The following is an 18,062-nucleotide window of genomic DNA, read 5'->3' as shown; positions in this document are numbered from 1 at the left end:
GTGAAAAGCTTACGTTGAGCTTTTCTCCTGGCTTCCGGCTCCTGGCTTCCGGCTCCTTGTGGAACACATGCACTCACAAATCCCCGACCCCCCCTTGATGATCGGGAGATTAGCCAAACCCGGAAAGTTGTGGTCATTACTTTAGAAAAGGCTCGGCCGGTTGATCGGATAAAATCCTGAGAAATCAAGGATGCAGTCAAAGACATGTGGCGCCTGATACTTAAAACATTTCTGGTGACTTTGCTCACGGTTCTTGTGATCGGTGGGGCGGTGATTTATTCCCTCAAACACCGGACGATACCTGATGTCCGTGAATCCATATCACCACCCCCCGGTGACGGAGTCCGTTTCGACAGGATTTCCTTCTCCCTTGAGATTCGCAAAAAATTTATCCAGCACGGCTGGTCCCCGGAAGCGGTAAAAAGCCTTCTCAGCCTGAATGGTGACTGGTTTGCCACCCTCCATCAGGCGGATCCGTCGGCATACAGCAAGCAAATCTCGCTGCTGACCGATCTCGGCAATTTCCCGAATCTTATGCCGTTTCTGGCAGAACACCCGGAAAGCGCTCCGCTGTTCGCAATTGCCGAAAAACCCGACCTCCTGCTCCGCCTGTTTGAGTCGGCGGGAGCTGATTACGATTTTCTCGTCAATCTTTACGTCCTCCATGCTACTCCGACCGGCAATTTTCTGCTCACCGCCGCCCTGCAAAACAATCTGGATCTGATCGAAAGACTCTACCGGCGAGGCCTGGTTGGCAGCGAAACGCTCTTTTTTTTCGACCATTCCGATGAGAGCGGGTTCGAATACGAACAGTGGCTGCGGGAAATTCTTCTCGTCAAGATGGACAAATCGGATGCCGAACTGGCTTCCCTGCTCAATATGGTCCTGAGATACGGGCCGGAAATACGTCTCCGCCTGCGGAACAATGAGTCCTTCCGCGTTTCCTTCCGTGCCACAATCTGGCCCAGGCTGGTCAGGGTCGCGGCGGACAACCACAACATGTTTGACATCTATCTTGATGATCCGAGAATCTGGGACCTCCTCGCCCTGCCTGAAGGAGAAGAACTTCTGCGTCTTCGCGGCCCTCTGCCCATCGACCTGCTCTACGGCTACCCGGAACTGGGAAGATCACCGTACCCTCAAGAGCTGCACGAAACCGTGATTCAGTCTTTGCTCCAGGGTGATGAACAGACGATCCAGGCGCTGATAAAATTCCGTGACGAGCCATTGTTTCATGAGTTGGCCCTGCGCCCTGTAGCAACCTCGATAAAAACCGCCGCTTTCAAGGCATTGTTCGAGGCCGGCAACAACTATCATGATCTTCTCCGGCGCTACAGCGCCATGAGTGACGATGGCCTGCAGGCCGAAGTCGGGCCGCCGCCCGGCATCCTGACAATCTGGACGCCGTTTTACTACACCCTCTGGGAAGTACCCAAAAAACTGTTCCAGGGACGTAACCCTACCTCCAGCGAATGGTTCAACAGCATTGCCGACCCGGTATCCCTATTATTCCCGATCCTGAAAATCGGGGTCGCGGTGGTCAATGTCGGCAAAACCGTTTCCGAAGAGGAACAAACCGACCATCTCACCCCCGAGCTGAAAAAATCAAGCATCGAGGTTGCAGAACAACAGCTTGGCAAAGCGCTCGTCTCCCGGCTCAACGACCGGGAGCTGATCCCCTTCGGGGTGACCGGGATGCTGACCGGAATGCAGGAGTCCTATCGGGAGACGGTTTCCGCCACGACCGTTGTCGACAGCACCAAAGCCATCCGCTTCATGCTCGGTTACAGCGCCGCCAGCCCGGACTCCCTGGAGACCCTGAATCTTATTGACGGGCAGATCATGCTGCGCGGTGACGGCCGTCTCGTGATCAAACCCGGCAATGATTTCCCGGGCAAAGAGGTGAACAGATACCTCGCTGCATCGGCAGATACCTTCACCTCATTGAGCCTCGCCCCGGCCATTGACCGGCTGCAGGAATCAACCGGCGACCCGCCGCCCCGGACCGACCGCGATGATCTGCGGGCCTGGCGGCAAAACGTTTCCACCTGGTGGCTCATGCAGGCAAGCGGCATGTTCCGCAACAGATCGCCCGTCAACTGAAAACCAGGCCCTGACGAGAAATTCCGCCCCATGATCCTTCCCGGCGCCGGGTAAAAAGAGGATAAAAAAGTCACCACTGAAACTGGCGACTCCGGGCATTCGGTCAAGCTAATCCTTCGTCTTGGTCACGGATTGTGGTATACTTGACAGGAACTTCACTCCAGCCGAGATGCGGACAATAATGCGCCACAACAAAGAGATAACAAACCACACCGCCCGCACCTTTCATGCGGCAGAATCCGCCGCCGGTGAAACATGGTAAGCAAGCATCAGAAAGCATACCGTTTTGCGGTTTACGGCAGGGCCGCCTCCGGGAAGACCTGCATCCTGGCCGCCCTGGCGATGAAATGCGTTGCCCATCCCAGTGAATATACCAGCACCTGGATCCTTGAACCGGTCGGCATGGCCAAACCGGATGGGGCCCCGGAAACCTGGGATATCAAAGACCGGGCATCCGCTTTTCATCTGGGAAAGATGTGGCTTGAAAAAGCCATTGACCGCCTTTCCAGTGGCGAACTCCCTCCCCCGAACCCAAACCGTGCGGAACCTTTGCGTTATCTCTACCATTTCACCACCCCCAGCCACCGGACCTACCCGGTAGAGCTGATTGATTATTCCGGCGAGCTTATCGACCCGGCCATCAGCAATGACGAAATGGCCAAACGGCTCCGTGAACACCTGAGCGCGATGGACGGCATCCTGGTGTTGGCCGAAGTCTCCCGCCCGGAGGATGACCATAGCCAGCCGCTCTCAGCAGAACTTTTGAAACTCGAGCAGGCCTTCGCCATTCTGAAAAACGAAAACAGGGAAGGGCCGACCCTTGATATTCCCCTGGCCCTTCTGATCAACAAATGGGACCGGCGGAGTTCTCTTCGCTATACCACCCCGGAAAATGAATATCTGGAACTGCAAAAGTTTCTGGAAAAAAAACCGGAACCGCCCCACAAGGGGCTGGTCGATGCCCTCAAATATTCCGTGACCAAAGAAAACTTTCAGGTTTTTCCGGTCAGCGCCTTCGGCGAACATGAACTTGCCAGTGGTGCGGACAACACAATCATTGAACGGCCGAGATCGGTGTCCCCCCTGCAGTCATTCGGCCTTGAAGACGGATTCATCTGGGCGGCCCAACGCCGTGACAATATCGACATCACGAATTTCAGGGAGCGGGTCGCAAAAAAATCCGGTTGGTGTTTCCTGAAAAACGCGAGCGTCATTTTTTCAATTCCCCTGATCCGCGAGGGACGGACCCTTGCCAGACGTTTTCCGGATAAATCAACCGAGAAAACCATTGTCGAGAATGCCCTCAAACGGTATCTGCTGACCATTGGCGCCAACGCCCTCTGTTTTCTGGCCATTGCCTGCGTGGTTTTTTCGGTTGGCGAAGGAATCGCCGACAATTTCAGATACCGCTCCATCCTCTCCGCCAAGAGCGACCCCCAGGCCACTCACCAGAAACTGAAAGAAGACGAGACCTGGCTCGCCTCATACTATCGGGCGCCATTTTACCGTCACATCCTTTCACGCCTTCTGGTCATGGATAGTGACGAGGCGATGGCAACTCTCCGATCATTCCGGGAGCGACGCGAGGAGATGCAGTGGCGACCGGTTGAAGAGTCAACCGACGCCCTGCTTCGGGTGGAGCTTGCGAGAAGATACCTGGAGCAGTTCGGCGAAAATGGGATTCATGTCGATCAGGCCAACTTCATTGTATCGGAAGCGGAGCAAACCAAAAAATATCTTGAGAATCAGCTCCACATAACAAATATCGCCACAGTTTTCGAATCGGCCCAGCTCAAGGATACCCTGAGCGAAGAAGAACTGAAGGACCTCTACCTGCAGCTGCTCTCTCTGCCTTTTCCCGATGCTGTCTCTCCGGATCTGTATGCCCAGCAGAAAGAAATTCTGGGCCGGATCGTGAATGAAAAAATCAAATTCGCCAAAGACAAAGGAAAAGAGAAATGGCTCACATACCAGGAGCAGTATCTCGAAGCCATGCGTGAAGGCGATATCGGGCCGGCGGCTGAACTGTTAAATCAGATGCTTGTTCTGGCCGTGGCCGGGGATGAGACGGAGAAGCTTGCTGCCGATTTCCGGAACAGGGCGCTCGGCGAATTCACCAGACGAGTCAACACCCTATCCCGAAAGAAGCTCTGGGGACAGGCCCGGAAGATTATCCAGCTGGCCCTCGACAACCAGGAACTGATCGAGCAGCTCGACGCCCCCCGGATCAAAGAGCTGCAAAATCTGCACGGCGTGGTGGACCTCGCCGAAGACCGGGACCTCTACGATCAGGTGGTGAAATACAAGGACCTGGAGCACATCAACCAGTACCTGAAATATGGTCCGCTGAAAAAAATGGAGCGGCCGGTCACCAGCTATCAGCAGCATCTGACCAGGCTCGCCAATCCGCTTTCCCTCAAACTCGTTCTCGATAACATCAGCTGGGGCGGGAGCTGTGGGAAGAGCGATCTTCTCGTCACCTTCAACGGCAAGACCATTATTGAAAAAACAGGTTTCAGCCCGCCAAAGGGTGATGTTTCTTCGCAGATGGGCAGCACCCAGTTCCGGGCAAAATTGTCCGACATTGCCAGGGTCTACGCAAAAGTATCATGCTCTTCCTGGTGGACAGGCACCGATACCGGCGAAGTCAACTGGCAGGGCACGGTCGGGACGCTTCACGGTCTGCGTCTGAAACTGGACAGCAAGGATTCCGCCGACCGGGCAATTACCTTTACGCTTTCCGGCCTGCCTGAAGAAACTGTGCTCCCGGCGTGGGGGAATTGATGAGCAACCCTTTTCTGATAGCCGAAACCCCGAGGGGCGGTCCTTACGGGCATCGCTTTATCATTCCGCCGGGAACAGATCTCCAGTCAAGTGAGGTGGAGGCCTATTTCCAACGGGCCGCCCTGGGCCGGGGCAACGATTTTATCGCCGTCAACCATCAGGTGACGCAACACCTCCCCAACGGAGCGGTGCGGAAAGGCTCGGAAACCCTGCTGCTGGCCGGGGTGCCCTGCGAAAACCTGAGCCCCGGGCAGATGGAGAAGGTCAGACAGACCCTCCGGGGGCAACTGGACGATCTTGAAAAGCTTGTCACCGGAGATATCAACTGGGAAGAGGCGGGGCAACAGACCCTGATCATCCGGGCCGAGCTTGCCGTCTGGCTGCGAAAAGACATTAACGCCCTTGCCGAAGCGGTGACTTCTGACAACCCCGGCACATCTCGACCAGGCCTTTATTTTCCGAAAAGTCCCCTCTCCGCAGTGCTCATCGGCAGCTTTCTTGGCATTGCCGTAGGCGCCATGGCACTTTACCTCTGGTTTTTCTAAAACCTTCCCGGCCGAAACAAAGATCCCACTCAATTTCACCCCCACCCCCCGCTCATCCTGAGCTTGTCGAAGGATCATCGTCGGAGGGGTTTGCCCTTCAACATGTCAAGAATTGATCACTGCAATTTTCCGGCGATAAAGGCGGTGGTCCAGGCGGCCTGGAAATTATAGCCGCCGGTGATGCCGTCGATATCCAGAATTTCTCCGGCAAAGTAAAGGTTTTTACAGACCTTGCTCTGCATGGTTTCACCGTCGATACTGTCGAGGCTGATCCCGCCGCAGGTGACAAACTCCTCCCTGAAGGTCGATTTGCCCTGCACCGGATATTCATCTCCGGTGAGAAGGTTGAGCAGTTTGTTCAGCCCTTTTCTGCCGAGTTCACACCATTTTTTGTCCTGCGGCAGGCCGCTTTTCTCGAGGAGATACCGCCACAACCGGTCCGGCAGGGAATACGGCCTGAAGTTGGTCAGCAGTTTATTGCCATGGTCAGCCACGATCCCGTTCAGGGTATTGAGGACCTGGTCATTGTTCCGCTCAGCCGCCCAGTTGACCTGGAGCGGGAAATGATACTCTTTCGCATGGAGAAGTCGCGCGCCGAACGAAGAGAGCTTCAGAATCGCCGGGCCACTCATCCCCCAATGGGTGATCAGCAGCGGCCCCTCACCCTTCAGCTTTGTCCCGGGAATACAGACAATAGTATCCGCCACCACAATCCCCTGCAGCGCGGTAACCGATTCCCCGGGCATGCTGAAGGTGAACAGGGAGGGCACCGGTTCTTCGATTTTGTGGCCAAGTTCCTCCAGCCAGGTAAGCCCCTTTCTCTGCGGTGAGCCGCCGGTGGTGACAATGACTTTGGCAAAGGTTCTCGCCGGGACCGCAGCGCCGCTGAAAACAAGCTGCAGACCATCACCGACCGGTCTGACCGCCTTTACCCCGCACCCCGTTCTGATTGCAACCTGATGCTTTTTCGCCTGGTGCAGAAAGCAGTCGATAATACTCTGCGAATCCTGGGAGGCGGGGAATACGCAGTTGTCATCCTGAAGCACCAGGGGAACCCCCCTCGTCTCAAACCAGCGCATGGCGTGAGCGGTGTTGAAAACCCGGAAAGCCTTTTTCAGTACCCTGCCGCCCCTGGGATAGGCCGCCAACAATTCCCTGATTTCAGTGCAGCCATTGGTGACGTTGCATCTGCCGCCGCCCGAGATCCTGACCTTGGCGAGAATGTTCTCCGACTTTTCAAAGATGACGACCTTCGCCTGCGGGTAATTTTCCTTGACCGCGAGCGCCGCGAAAAAGCCGGCGGCGCCGCCGCCGATTACCGCAACATCCATCGTCCATCTCCGGGCGACGTCGCCACCTTGACCGGGGCCGTCTTCATCACTTGTCCACCGCGATCTTGACCACGACCTTGTGAATTTCTCCGGCGGAGATCAACGGCAGGTGGGCGTCTTCAGGAAAGAAAATCACAAAGGAACCGTTCCGGACCGGGATCCAGCTGACCGGCTCGTCGGCATAAAGCTGCTCGTCGGTCAGCCGGTCATAGCGGCCGACCGGAGAGGTGCAGGCAGAGCGCGCCTTCCAGCCCATCTCATCGGTTCCCGACAGAACCATCTGGATATCGATGTAGCGGTTATGCGCTTCAAGCATTGCCCCCTCCCGTTCACGGCCGGGGACAATGGCAACCATCGCATAGACCCGGTCACCGGCAATTTCATGACGGCCAATCTCCAGTTCCCGCAGATCGGGACGGTTTAAAAAATCAAAGGCCTCGGCAAAGCCACGTTTCATGGTCAGATAACGGCCACCATTCCCAGGGACATCGAGGATCATGGTCTTTCACTCCTTTCACCCATGCGGGTATCAGTTTTGTACGAGCAGACGAGCTGCTCAACCTGAGACTATAAAAATTGTTGCCCGGAACAACTGTCCGGTTCATATCGCTCGTTTCAGCACGCCCGGAACCGGTTGCAGCGGACTCCGGGAGGTAAACCGCAGCCGGTAGGTACAGCGGCGGCACAGTGGATCGAGAAGCCGATGCCGGGCAAATCCTTCCCGGAGCAACACGGCACGCGAGCCTTGGAGAATTTCCGCCATGGTCGTCTGAAAGATATTCCCGAGCGGAACATCGCCTTCGGCATCCAGGCAGCACGGCACCACCGTCCCGTCGACCAGAATGGCGACATGGTCCCGCAACCCCCTGCAGTAGCCATGGGCTCCCAATTCCGGCGCCGGAGAGTGGGGCCAGACAAAGCGGCGCTCACGACTCAGAAACACCCGCGGCGCCAGTTGCAGGCCGCGCCCGGAAGGCAATTCCGCGGAAATGGGTGACTCCGGTTTGAAATGCTCTTCCAGCCGTCTGAAGATCAGGCGGCTGGCATCCCCGGGTTCCGAATCACTTTCATTCGGATGGTTCCACATCCGCAGATTGATGAGCAGAGGTGTGGTGGTGACCGCTGCAATAAAATCGAAAATCCCGTCCAGATAACCATCCGGAGAGGACTCCTCCCCCCTCTCGACAATACTGTGCAGGGAAATATTGATCTGCCGGAGGGCGGGCTGCCGGAGAAGCATCGCCTGGTTTTGGACCAGCAACAGCCCGTTGGTCGAGAGATTGACCTGCAGGCCATATTCCCGGCTCAAAGCCAGAATATTTTCAAGGTGTGGATGGACCAGCGCCTCACCGAGAACATGCAGGGAAATATATTCGGTATAGCCGTTAATTTTTTGCAGAATCTCCTCAAAGGCGGCAAGCGCCATGAAACTTTTCCGGCGGCTGCCATGATGGCAGAAGCTGCAGGAGAGATTGCAGCGGTTGGTGATCTCAATGTAAATTTTTTTAAATTTTTTCACCGGGCGATACCTTCTCCGACCTATGACTCCGCAGTGTTTCAGCAGACCCTTCTGAATTGAAGCTCCCCGCGGCAGATCAGCAAACGGAGTGCGACTTCGAGCCACGGGGAATCTCCGTATGGAAGGTTACTTACATCAGATTCGCTCACTAACCCCGCAGCAGATAGCGAACAGCGTGAGACTTCGAGCTGCGGGGAATGCGTTTCGCTATGCATGTTCATGCCACACAGCCTGGGGCAAAAATCAACGTACATTTCCTCATCTCAACCTCCATACCTCCACGTCGCTAAAGAGTCAAACGGAAACCCGCGTATCCTCCCGAATTTCTGAAAATCCTTCCCGGTTTCAACCGAACACTTTCGCGGACAAAAAAAAGCGCAGGGGAAATAACTCCGCCTGCGCCTCTTCAGCGCCGGGATCATCTTCCCGGCGCCCGATTTTTCAAACTTCCGTTTTATATCCCGGTGAGGGCGTTTACGAAACCCATGACGACACTGCCTGCGCCATTGGTAACAAAAGCGGCGACCAGGCAACCGATGGCCCAGAGGCCGATCAACCCTGAAGAGACAGCCATGGTGATCATGGTGGCAAGGGTCAAGCCGTCAACTGCGGTTCCGGTTTCAACTCTGGTGATGGTGTTTGTTCTGGTAGCGGTCATGGCATTTCTCCTTCTATTTGAAATTCTTTTCGTCAGTTTATGTCTTCAGCGCTCAGATCAGATCCCGGTCACGGCTGAGAAGTAAGCCTTGATCAGGCCGAGGGGGCCGTTGCCGATCAGTGCAGCGGCGAAACAGGCGACTGCCCAGAGGCCGATCAGTGCGGAAGCGGAGCCCATGAGGGTTACGGTTATTCTGGAAGCGGCGTCCAAGGTGTTGACATTTGCCTGAGCCTGAGTGGTTGTTCTGTTGATTGCGTTCATTGTTTTTCCCCTTCTCTATTTTTGATGTAAGGTTTTAACCTGTTTGCTTTCCTTTGTCCGGATACTATTGCCATATCCATGCCAACAAACCACAATCACGAAATTACAGACAGATAGACAATTTCAAAGCAAGAAAGCCTGTCATCATGACATGCATTTTTGTCATTCTGGCACGGCAATGCGGAAGACAACAGGAAGACGCCGTTCCACAGCGTATTTTTTTCAATCAATGTATTTGTTGGCGAAATTTGACCGGATTTTTGTAACGTCAACACTCACGTTCACGTAAAAATCACCATTTTAGTTGTTAAAAACAGCTATTTACAGTTATTGTGGAGAGTGCATTGCCAATCATTGATAGAGAGCAGACCTTAACAACTGCCGGCTGACCTTACGCGACGCATAACTAAAAGCCACCTTACCCTTGACAGAATTGAGCATTATGGAAACGAACCAGGCAGCATTCAAAACCTCACCGAACGGAATGATCATCGTTGGCGGGAATGGCACGATTACTCGTCTGAACCCGGTTGCTGAAAAGATTTTTGCGTTGACCAGTGCGGATGTGGAGGGGCAGGAATTCCCGAAATTCCTGGCCGCCCTCGAGATCAAAGACCACGATCTTCTGGAGAAGTGCACCCCGACCAACTCATTCAACACCAGCGGCAGAGCCCGCGCCAAAGACGGCCGAATCTGCTATCTCGACCTGTGGCTCACCTGCGACCCCGCCGCTTCGGAAGAAAACCGGTATCTGGTTTTCGTGAACGACATCACCCCCCAGAAAAAAAGGGAAGCGCAGATCAAACAGGCCTATGCCACAGAGACCACCCTGAAAAAAGTGCTGCACATCTGCCGCAGCGTTGAAATACTGGAAAACACCCTGAAGCACGTCCTGCAGCTGACCATTGCCCTGCCCGACATCAAGGCCCTCCCCCGGGCCGTGATCATGAACACCGAAAACAATCTTTCCCGCCTCGAACTGAAAGCCTTTATCGGTCTGGACCCTGGAGAGATCCGCACTTTTTTCCAGAAGGATGCCGACGATGTCTTTTCTCTTGCCAATACCAGTGAAAAAATCGAGGCCCTCTGCAGTTTCATCGCCCAGGGGAATGAGTCGTATCATGCGGTCCTTGAAAGCAACTCCCAGACGGTAGTCATCGCTCTGGCGCTCAAGGAAAAGCTGCGAAATTCCTTTGCCTATGAGAACCTGAACAGCATCGCAGATGTCATAGCCGACACCATTGAACGTGAAAAACTGAAAATCGACCAGGCGGAACTGATCGCCAACCTGAATGAATCCTTGAACGATCTCGGCACCGAGCGTTCTTTTTCCGATTCCGTCCTGGAAAGCCTGAACAGCGGTCTGCTGGTGATTGATAACGGGGGCTGGATCACCCAGGCAAACCCCGCCGCCAGGAAACTGCTCCTCGCCCTCCACGAAGAAGACCCCGCCGGCAAAACCCTGCCGGAAATATTCGGACCAGGAGCAGATCCTCTGCTGAAGGACCGCGACACCGCCGTCGCCGGTCACGAATTGAACGTGACCACTCTCCAGGACGAGAAAATCGATCTGGAGGTCACCACCTCCCCGATCTACACCAACGATGGCAAGCTGAAGGGCCGGGTGGTCGTATTTTCCGATGTGACCGAACAAAAAAAAATGGGAGCAAAACTCGACAAGTTGAACCGCTTCGGGGCCATCGCCGATATCGCGGCAGCGGTTGCCCAGGAGATAAAGAATCCGTTGGCCGGGATCAAGTCAATCTCCCAGATCCTTGACAACCGGCTGTCAGCCGGTGACGAGAACCGGGAGTACATTGCGCGGATTCTCAAACAGGTCGACCGTCTTGACCTGCTGCTGAATGAATTTTTCTCCTATGCCAGACCTCTGATGCCCAACAAGCAACAGACCGTACTCAACGATATTCTCCGGGAAGCCTGGCAGATAGCCGAGTCCAGGGGCGGCAAGAGAGGGCTCTCCCTCCACGAAAAACTCCGCGCCGAGCCCTCCACCCTGCGCGCCGACCCGGAGCAGCTGCAACAGGTTTTTGTCAATCTGTTCCTGAACGCCATTGAAGCGGTTGAAGACAACAGCTACGTGGAAGTAACTTCCGAATTCGTCAACAAACCGAGTGATCGATATGATCTGTCACTTTACAAAGGACTGAACGACGACTCTCCCTACCTGGTCGTAAGCATCAGAGACTCGGGCTGCGGCATTGGCAAAGAGATGCAGGAAAAGCTCTTCGACCCCTTTGTCACCGACAAGAGCCACCATTCCGGACTTGGCCTCTCCCTGGTCTGGCGTATCCTGAAGGAACATGAATCGAATATCTATTTTCAATCAACAGCCGGCGAAGGCTCAACGTTCACCCTGTTTATCAAGGCCGAAACCGCCGCCCGCTGAGAGGATGTCATCATGGTCAACAACATGCCGCGTAAAAATATCCTGGTGGTCGACGAACAGGAGGATATCACCTGGTCGCTTGCCCAGGCCCTTTCCGATAAGGAAATAGCCGCCAAAGTACTCACCGCCGCCGACGGCCGGGAAGCTCTGGACAAGCTGTCGGGCGAAACGATCCATCTGCTGATCATGGATATCACGATGCTCGAGTCCGCCGGCCAGGATCTCTTCATTGAAGTGAAGAAGAAATTCCCGGCGGTTGCCGTGATCGTGATGACCACGCTGCCCGTCGCCAGTCACAAAAAGGAAGGCGCCCTCGGGGAGAACCTGTTCTATGTCGAAAAGCCCTTTGACATCAATCACCTCAAGCAACTGGTCATCAGGATTTTCGCCAGGAAAACCACCGTCGACCTTTCCCAGGCCGGGATCAACCTGACAGATATCATCCAGCTGAAATGCATGGCGGGTTCCACCACCACCCTGCAGATAAACAAAAGAAACCAGCAGGGCGCCGTTTATTTCAAAGATGGCGAGGTCATCCACGCCACCTGCGAACAGATGGTAGGGGAGGAGGCCCTGTTTGCAATTCTCGATTTCGGTAAAGGTGTGATCACCGCCGGTGCTCTTCCGAAAGACGTTTCGGCAACCATTTCCCGGCCCGGAATCACCCTGGTCAAGGAATTCTTCGCCCAGGTTGAAACCAGCAGGCAGAAAGCGGCCCGTCAGGAGGCCGCGAGGAAAAAGGCGGCGGCAGAGGAAGCGGCCAGAAGAAAGGTTGAAGCGGAGGAGGAGGCGCGAAGGAAAGCCGAAGAAGAAGAGGCGGCGCGAAAAAAAGCGGCGGCAGAGGAAGAAGCGAGAAAAAAAGCCGAGGAAGAAGATGCCGCACGGAAGAAAGCCGAGGAAGAGGCCGCAGCCCGCAAGAAGGCCGAAGAGGAGGCGGCGGCCAGAAGAAAAGCGGCAGAGGAAGAGGCGGCAAGAATAAAAGCCGAGGAAGAAGCCGAAGCTGCCAGAAAAAAAGCGGCGGAAGAGGAAGAGGCGAGAAAAAAAATCGAAGAGGAGGAGGCGGCACGAAAAAGAGCCGAGGAAGCCGCCAACTATGAGAAAAGAAAGAACCAGACGATCCACGCCGGTCTGAAAGATCTGCTCACCGGTCTCAGCAATATCCAGGAATTTGTTGCCGCAGGGGTTCTCTCCCCTACCGGTCAATTGCTCACCCACACCTCCACCGACCAGAACCTTGATCTGGAGATGCTCGCTGAAAACTTCAACAAGCTCTTCCGAAAAATCCGGAAAACCTCAACCAAAATCAGCTTTGAGAAATTAAAGGAAACCCTGTTCACTTTTGAAGGAAGGTCCGTTATCATACGCCGCTCCGCTCCGACAGAAGAGATCCGCTTCCATCTGATGGTCATCATGGAGTCCAGCCTGAACCTTGACCTGGTCGACAGGGTCATGGATGACTTTCAGTCCCGGGTCCAGAAAAAAATATCCCAGCTTTGAGGGTTTGATGTACAGGAGAGGCTCAACAGCGTACTCTGAGACCGGTCCAAATCCGGAGTCTCAAGATGGCTCTTGTGGGCACGCTAGTCTTCCCAACTGATAGCGTGAACGGGGCAAGTGGAGATAACTTCTTCACAGTCGCAGGAATCACAACTGCCGCCATCGATAACCCAGGCCTTTTCATCCCTCAACTCAAAAACTTCCGGGCACTGCTCGGCACAGAACCCGCAGCCGATACAGAGCCCATAGTCAACCTCCGGTGATTTCATCAGTCTTCTCCAGAATACAGGTGCCCGGTTAGATATCTCCCAGGTCGAAAGTTGAACCTTCAAACCTTCCATCCACAAACAGACCGGTACATTTTTTGCCGTCAGGATAGGTCAGTGTCCCCGACCCGTCATATCTGCCATTCTTGAAATCACCGACATATGCACTGCCGTCCGGATACGTCAGGGTGCCCCTGCCGAAATACCAGCCGGTCTTGAATTCACCGACATAGCTGATCCCATTTTTGTATGTCATCGTGCCGGTGCCGTCATATTTGCCGTTTTTGAAATCCCCCTCATATCGGCTGCCGTCGGCATAGACCAGAGAGCCGTATCCCGACAGTTTCCCATCCTTGAAATCACCATCGTATTTACTGCCATCGGGATATATCCTCGTCCCATACCCGGATGGTTTACCATTCAGGAGATCGCCATCGTACCTGCCGCCATCGGGAAATTCCAGCGACCCGTATCCAGATTGTTTACCCTTGTTATCTGCCGACATATCCCATCCCTTCAGAGTGGATCAAGGTGTCATGTCTTTAAAAAATTTATCCAGAGAAGCCGTCGCAAAACCAGCACTGCACCGAGGTAATCATCAACGGTTTGATATTACATTAACTTCCTGGTAAAAAACAGCTACTGTTCCTGTTTTTTTCTCCACCGCGAAACTGTGTGTGCCACAGGAAATAAAAACAAATGCAAACAATTTCAGCCACTTAAACAAGAAGGCCAGGACACCTTGACTGACTTCACATCAACCACCCCACAGTCCTACGGACCATGAATCTTTTTGCCTACGGCACTCTGATGGATTTCGACACCCTGGTCGAGGTCAGCGGCTGTCGGCCGTGCCGGAAACCGGCGACTCTCAACGGGTACAGCCGCCATCCGGTCCGGAACGAAGTGTACCCGGCGCTCGTCGAAAACACGAAAAGTCGGGTGACCGGAGTGCTCTACCTTGACCTGCCTGAATCCGCCTGGATGTTCCTCGATCGTTTCGAAGGGAAGATGTACCGGCGGGTATCAGTCACTGTTCAGGATTGCAACAACATCGCAGAACCGGCCGAAACCTACCTGTGCCGCCCGGAGTTCCGCCATCTGCTGGAAAATTCAGCATGGAGTTTTGAGGATTTTCTGCAATCAGGGGGAAAAGAAATCTTCGCAAATGAATCCCGGGGATTTCGCTGATCGACGAAGTTCATCGGTTGTTTCCGCCCCTCCCCTCTTTCTTGCGTTTCTTCTTCCGGATCGAAAAACCGAAGTGATCGATCACCGGACCGAGGGCGAAATACCGGCCGAGACCATAGGCCAGCAAACCCGCCTTTTCCAGCTGGAACCTTCCCTTGGCATCGAGCAGCGCCGCAGTGATCTGCACCCCGACGACCTCGGCCACAAACAGGGTATGGGAGCCCAGCGGCAAGACTTCCCTGGTCCGGCATTCGATATTGATCGGGCACTCCAGAATGATCGGGCATTGCACCTGAAGCGCGGGTGCCGGTGTGAGGCCTGATTCGGAGAACTTGTCGACGTTGCGGCCCGAAACCATCCCGCACCAGTCCGTAATCTTTGCCTGATGCCGGGTCGGCACATTGACGACAAATTCGCCGGTCGATTTAATGATTTCATAGGAATGGCGTTCGGGCCTGATTGAAACGGAGAGCATCGGCGGATCGGTGCAGACGCTGCCGGTCCAGGCGATGGTGATGATATTCGGCGCAAAGGATCCGCTGCCGCCGCAGGTCACCAGGACCACCGGCACCGGAGACAGCACATTGCCCGGTTTCCACGACTGCTTATCAAAATATTCAATTTTCCCCACAACTCATCTCCTTCTGAAGTCCTCATCTTTGGTCGGGTCCTGAAGAACAAGTTCCGAGATCACTCAGGATCAGCGCTGATCCCCGCATCGGCCAGCAGGCTCAGGGCCACCGCCTCGGCAACCTTGATGCCGTCAACGGCCGAGGAGAGAATGCCGCCGGCATAGCCAGCGCCTTCACCGGTTGGATATAATCCGCCGGTGTTGACGCTCTGCAGGTCGCCATCGTTTCGCCTGATCCGGACCGGCGAGGAAGTGCGGGTTTCCACCCCGGTCAGCACCGCATCTGCCAGGTCGAACCCTTTGATCTGGCGGGCGAAAGCGGGAAGGGCCTCGCGGATGGCGGTGATCACGTAATCCGGCAGGGCATCGCTCAGATCAGTGAGCTGCACCCCGGGAGTATAGGAGGGCTTCACCGAACCAAGGGCGGTGGAAGGGCGACCGGCGAGAAAATCGCCGACCAGCTGCGCAGGCGCCTGATAGTTGCCGCCGCCCAGAATAAAGGCCCGCGACTCCCAGAACCGCTGAAACTCCATCCCGGCCAGAGGCCCGCCGGGATAATCGTCCGGAGAAATGCCGACCACGATTCCGCTGTTGGCGTTCTGTTCCTTGCGGGCGTACTGGCTCATGCCGTTGGTCACCACTCGCCCCGGCTCGGAGGTAGCGGCAACCACGGTACCGCCCGGGCACATGCAGAAGCTGTACACCGACCGGCCATTACTTGCATGATGGACCAGTTTATAGTCGGCCGCGCCAAGGAGCGGGTTGCCGGCGTTATTCCCATGCCGGCTCCGGTCGATCAACGCCTGGGGATGTTCGATCCGCAATCCTACGGAAAAAGGCTTCGCTTCCATATAGACGCCGCGCCGAAGCAGCATTTCAAAGGTGTCACGGGCGCTGTGGCCGATGGCGGCAATCAGATGACTCGTGGCGATTTTTTCCCCGTCGGCCAGCACCACCCCGCGCACCTGGCCGTCCTCGATCTCAAGATCATCAACCCGGCTCCGGAAGCGGATCTCACCCCCCAGGGCCTGGATGGTGGCCCGCATCTTTTCAACGATGCCGACCAGCCGGTAGGTGCCGATATGGGGCTTGCTGACATAGAGAATTTCCGGGGTCGCTCCGGCGTTGACAAATTCCGTCAGGACCTTGCGTCCGTAATGCTTTGGATCCTTGATCTGGGTATGCAGCTTGCCGTCGGAGAAGGTGCCCGCCCCGCCCTCGCCGAACTGGACGTTTGATTCCGGGTCGAGAACGCCTTTGCGCCACAAACCGAAGGTGTCGCCGGTGCGTTCCCGCACGGCCTTGCCGCGTTCCAGCAGGATCGGCCGGAAGCCCGACTGGGCGAGGATCAACCCGGCAAAAAGACCGGCAGGGCCCATGCCGATGATGACCGGCCGCGAGGCGAGCGGCTCTTCCGGCGCCCGGGCGACAAATTTATATGTTGTATCCGGCGCGGTCCGGAGATGGGAATCATTTTTGCAGCGCTCCAGAACCCCGCCCTCATCGGCCACCTCAAGATCGATGGTATAGATGAACATGATGGCGTGAGACCTGCGGGCGTCCACCCCGCGCCGGAAGATCGTGTAACTCAGAAGGTCATCGTCCTGCAGGCCAAGCCGGGCGCAGATCGCCGGACGAAGCGCGTCCGCACTGTGGCCGAGGGGAAGTTTAAGATCGGTCAGTCTCAGCATGGTATGGTATCCCGAATCATTTTGACCGGATTTTTCCGATAGATGCTGCTGGGGATGCCGTCGACATAGATCCCTTCCAGATAGGCGAGTTTTCTCGGCAGCTGTTTGGCGGTGCCCCTGGCAATCAGGAAGGTTGCCTTCCTCCCGACCGCAAGCGCCCCGAGATTGTCCATCGCGAAAAATTTTGCCCCGTTTTCCGAGGCAGAGCGGATAGTCTCTGCCAGTGAAAACCCGGCCTTGAGGAACAGTTTCATCTCCTCGACCATCGACTCGCCATGAAGGATGCCGACACTGCCGGCGCCGGTGCCCACTGCCGTTGTCACCCCAAGTTTTCTGGCCAGGGCGAGTTGCGCAAGCTGTTCGGCAAGGATCTTTTTCCAATATTTCTCCGCCCCGGGATTCGGTTTGCCAGGCGCCACATAGCGCAGGGAGAAGCGACAACCCACCTCCCCGCCGGAGGCCGAACCATCCAGGCTGTTTCTCGCCCGCAGGACTTCCGGAATCCACAACACCTGCCGCTCCGCCATTTCCCTGAGATTGCCCTCGCCCATTCCATATCCCTGTTCGATGGCATCGCACCCGGCGGCAAGTGCCTCGGCCACCTGCTGCCGACCATTGGCCACCACCACCGCCATTTGCCCGTCTCTATGCTGCAGAAGACCGGAGAGGCCTTCCCGGGTCAGCCGGGGGGTAGGACCTTCCTGATCGTCAATACTGCCGGAATAGTCGATCCTCAGGAAATCGACGCCGGAAGTGCGAATGTTAATCCCGCCCCCCTGCACCGACTCCTTTCGATCGCGGACCGGAAGATCGGCCGGACCATCACTGTCGGCCACGCCAAGCACTCCGTGAGTGTGGCAGTCGTGAATGTGCTGCTCCACCATGACCGCCATTTTCGTCAGGCCGCCCTCTTCGACAGACAACCGCACCCTCCGGTCAATTGAGGGCGACCGCGCGAGCGAAACACTGCAATCGACCAGCGGCGGCAGGATGATGCAATGGGAGAAATCGTCGATTGCCGCCGGGTCGCTTCCGGGAAGGTCCGAGGCTCTCCCGATGGCGGTGATCAGGGAGTCCTTCACTGCCAGAAAGACATTCTTCCTCACCTCACCGCCGTTGCCGTCGATAAAACTTCCCGCCACTATGAATCGTGTTTCGCCCATCAATAATTGTTTCCG

16 protein-coding genes are annotated in these 18,062 nt (G+C 55.7%); 6 read left to right on the top strand and 10 right to left on the bottom strand.

The genetic code is table 11. The features are described 5' to 3' along the window. Nucleotides 1–204 precede the first annotated feature (204 nt). From KKG35_04635 to KKG35_04625, 3 genes are all read left to right on the top strand, one after another. Nucleotides 205–2,103 carry a hypothetical protein gene (locus KKG35_04635; GenBank protein MBU1737406.1) on the top strand — a complete coding sequence of 633 codons (1,899 nt, stop codon included), beginning with the start codon at nucleotides 205–207 and terminating at the stop codon, nucleotides 2,101–2,103. A gap of 255 nt (nucleotides 2,104–2,358) precedes the next feature. Next, a complete protein-coding gene (locus tag KKG35_04630) occupies nucleotides 2,359–4,887 on the top strand; it encodes a hypothetical protein (GenBank protein MBU1737405.1) in 2,529 nt (842 codons plus the stop codon). After that, nucleotides 4,887–5,432, top strand: a complete 546-nt coding sequence (locus KKG35_04625; GenBank protein ID MBU1737404.1) for a hypothetical protein — start codon at nucleotides 4,887–4,889, stop codon at nucleotides 5,430–5,432. The genes KKG35_04630 and KKG35_04625 overlap by 1 nt, the downstream gene beginning before the upstream one ends. A gap of 116 nt (nucleotides 5,433–5,548) precedes the next feature. Here KKG35_04625 and KKG35_04620 read toward each other — a convergent pair whose 3' ends face one another. The 5 genes from KKG35_04620 to KKG35_04600 form a co-directional block, all read right to left on the bottom strand. Beyond that, nucleotides 5,549–6,763 carry an NAD(P)/FAD-dependent oxidoreductase gene (locus KKG35_04620; protein MBU1737403.1) on the bottom strand — a complete coding sequence of 405 codons (1,215 nt, stop codon included), beginning with the start codon at nucleotides 6,761–6,763 and terminating at the stop codon, nucleotides 5,549–5,551. A gap of 46 nt (nucleotides 6,764–6,809) precedes the next feature. Then, on the bottom strand, nucleotides 6,810–7,262 hold the full coding sequence (locus KKG35_04615) for a YhcH/YjgK/YiaL family protein (protein MBU1737402.1): 453 nt from the start codon (nucleotides 7,260–7,262) through the stop codon (nucleotides 6,810–6,812). Nucleotides 7,263–7,364: 102 nt separating this feature from the next. Beyond that, nucleotides 7,365–8,282, bottom strand: coding sequence for an SPASM domain-containing protein (locus KKG35_04610; protein MBU1737401.1), 918 nt, complete (start codon nucleotides 8,280–8,282; stop codon nucleotides 7,365–7,367). 454 nt (nucleotides 8,283–8,736) lie between these two features. Then, nucleotides 8,737–8,940: a hypothetical protein gene (locus KKG35_04605; protein ID MBU1737400.1), complete on the bottom strand. Its 204-nt coding sequence runs from the start codon at nucleotides 8,938–8,940 to the stop codon at nucleotides 8,737–8,739. Nucleotides 8,941–8,997: 57 nt separating this feature from the next. Next, nucleotides 8,998–9,201, bottom strand: a complete 204-nt coding sequence (locus KKG35_04600; GenBank protein ID MBU1737399.1) for a hypothetical protein — start codon at nucleotides 9,199–9,201, stop codon at nucleotides 8,998–9,000. Between the two features lie 442 nt (nucleotides 9,202–9,643). On the opposite strand from KKG35_04600, the gene KKG35_04595 reads away from it, so the two are divergent. Together KKG35_04595 and KKG35_04590 are read left to right on the top strand one after the other, a co-directional pair. Beyond that, entirely contained in the window at nucleotides 9,644–11,608 is a 1,965-nt protein-coding gene (locus tag KKG35_04595) for a PAS domain S-box protein (GenBank protein ID MBU1737398.1), read from the top strand. A gap of 12 nt (nucleotides 11,609–11,620) precedes the next feature. After that, entirely contained in the window at nucleotides 11,621–13,105 is a 1,485-nt protein-coding gene (locus KKG35_04590) for a response regulator (protein MBU1737397.1), read from the top strand. 83 nt (nucleotides 13,106–13,188) lie between these two features. Here KKG35_04590 and KKG35_04585 read toward each other — a convergent pair whose 3' ends face one another. Together KKG35_04585 and KKG35_04580 are read right to left on the bottom strand one after the other, a co-directional pair. Beyond that, complete coding sequence (locus tag KKG35_04585; GenBank protein ID MBU1737396.1) at nucleotides 13,189–13,374, bottom strand: ferredoxin; 186 nt, start codon at nucleotides 13,372–13,374, stop codon at nucleotides 13,189–13,191. Between the two features lie 28 nt (nucleotides 13,375–13,402). Then, nucleotides 13,403–13,876 carry a membrane-binding protein gene (locus tag KKG35_04580; GenBank protein MBU1737395.1) on the bottom strand — a complete coding sequence of 158 codons (474 nt, stop codon included), beginning with the start codon at nucleotides 13,874–13,876 and terminating at the stop codon, nucleotides 13,403–13,405. Nucleotides 13,877–14,154: 278 nt separating this feature from the next. Between KKG35_04580 and KKG35_04575 the strand changes: the two genes are divergently transcribed. Continuing rightward, nucleotides 14,155–14,562, top strand: coding sequence for a gamma-glutamylcyclotransferase (locus tag KKG35_04575; protein ID MBU1737394.1), 408 nt, complete (start codon nucleotides 14,155–14,157; stop codon nucleotides 14,560–14,562). A 10-nt stretch (nucleotides 14,563–14,572) separates the two neighbouring features. On the opposite strand, the gene KKG35_04570 is transcribed toward KKG35_04575, so the two are convergent. The 3 genes from KKG35_04570 to KKG35_04560 form a co-directional block, all read right to left on the bottom strand. After that, a complete protein-coding gene (locus KKG35_04570; GenBank protein MBU1737393.1) occupies nucleotides 14,573–15,184 on the bottom strand; it encodes a flavin reductase family protein in 612 nt (203 codons plus the stop codon). A 68-nt stretch (nucleotides 15,185–15,252) separates the two neighbouring features. Beyond that, nucleotides 15,253–16,884: an NAD(P)/FAD-dependent oxidoreductase gene (locus KKG35_04565; GenBank protein MBU1737392.1), complete on the bottom strand. Its 1,632-nt coding sequence runs from the start codon at nucleotides 16,882–16,884 to the stop codon at nucleotides 15,253–15,255. Beyond that, nucleotides 16,878–18,047 carry an amidohydrolase family protein gene (locus KKG35_04560; protein MBU1737391.1) on the bottom strand — a complete coding sequence of 390 codons (1,170 nt, stop codon included), beginning with the start codon at nucleotides 18,045–18,047 and terminating at the stop codon, nucleotides 16,878–16,880. The genes KKG35_04565 and KKG35_04560 overlap by 7 nt, the downstream gene beginning before the upstream one ends. Nucleotides 18,048–18,062 lie beyond the last annotated feature (15 nt).

Source organism: Pseudomonadota bacterium, from assembly GCA_018823285.1.
In the GTDB taxonomy this organism is placed as follows: domain Bacteria; phylum Desulfobacterota; class Desulfobulbia; order Desulfobulbales; family JAGXFP01; genus JAHJIQ01.
The sequence above is the reverse complement of the archived record's forward strand: the minus strand, read 5'-3'. Positions and strand labels throughout refer to the sequence as shown.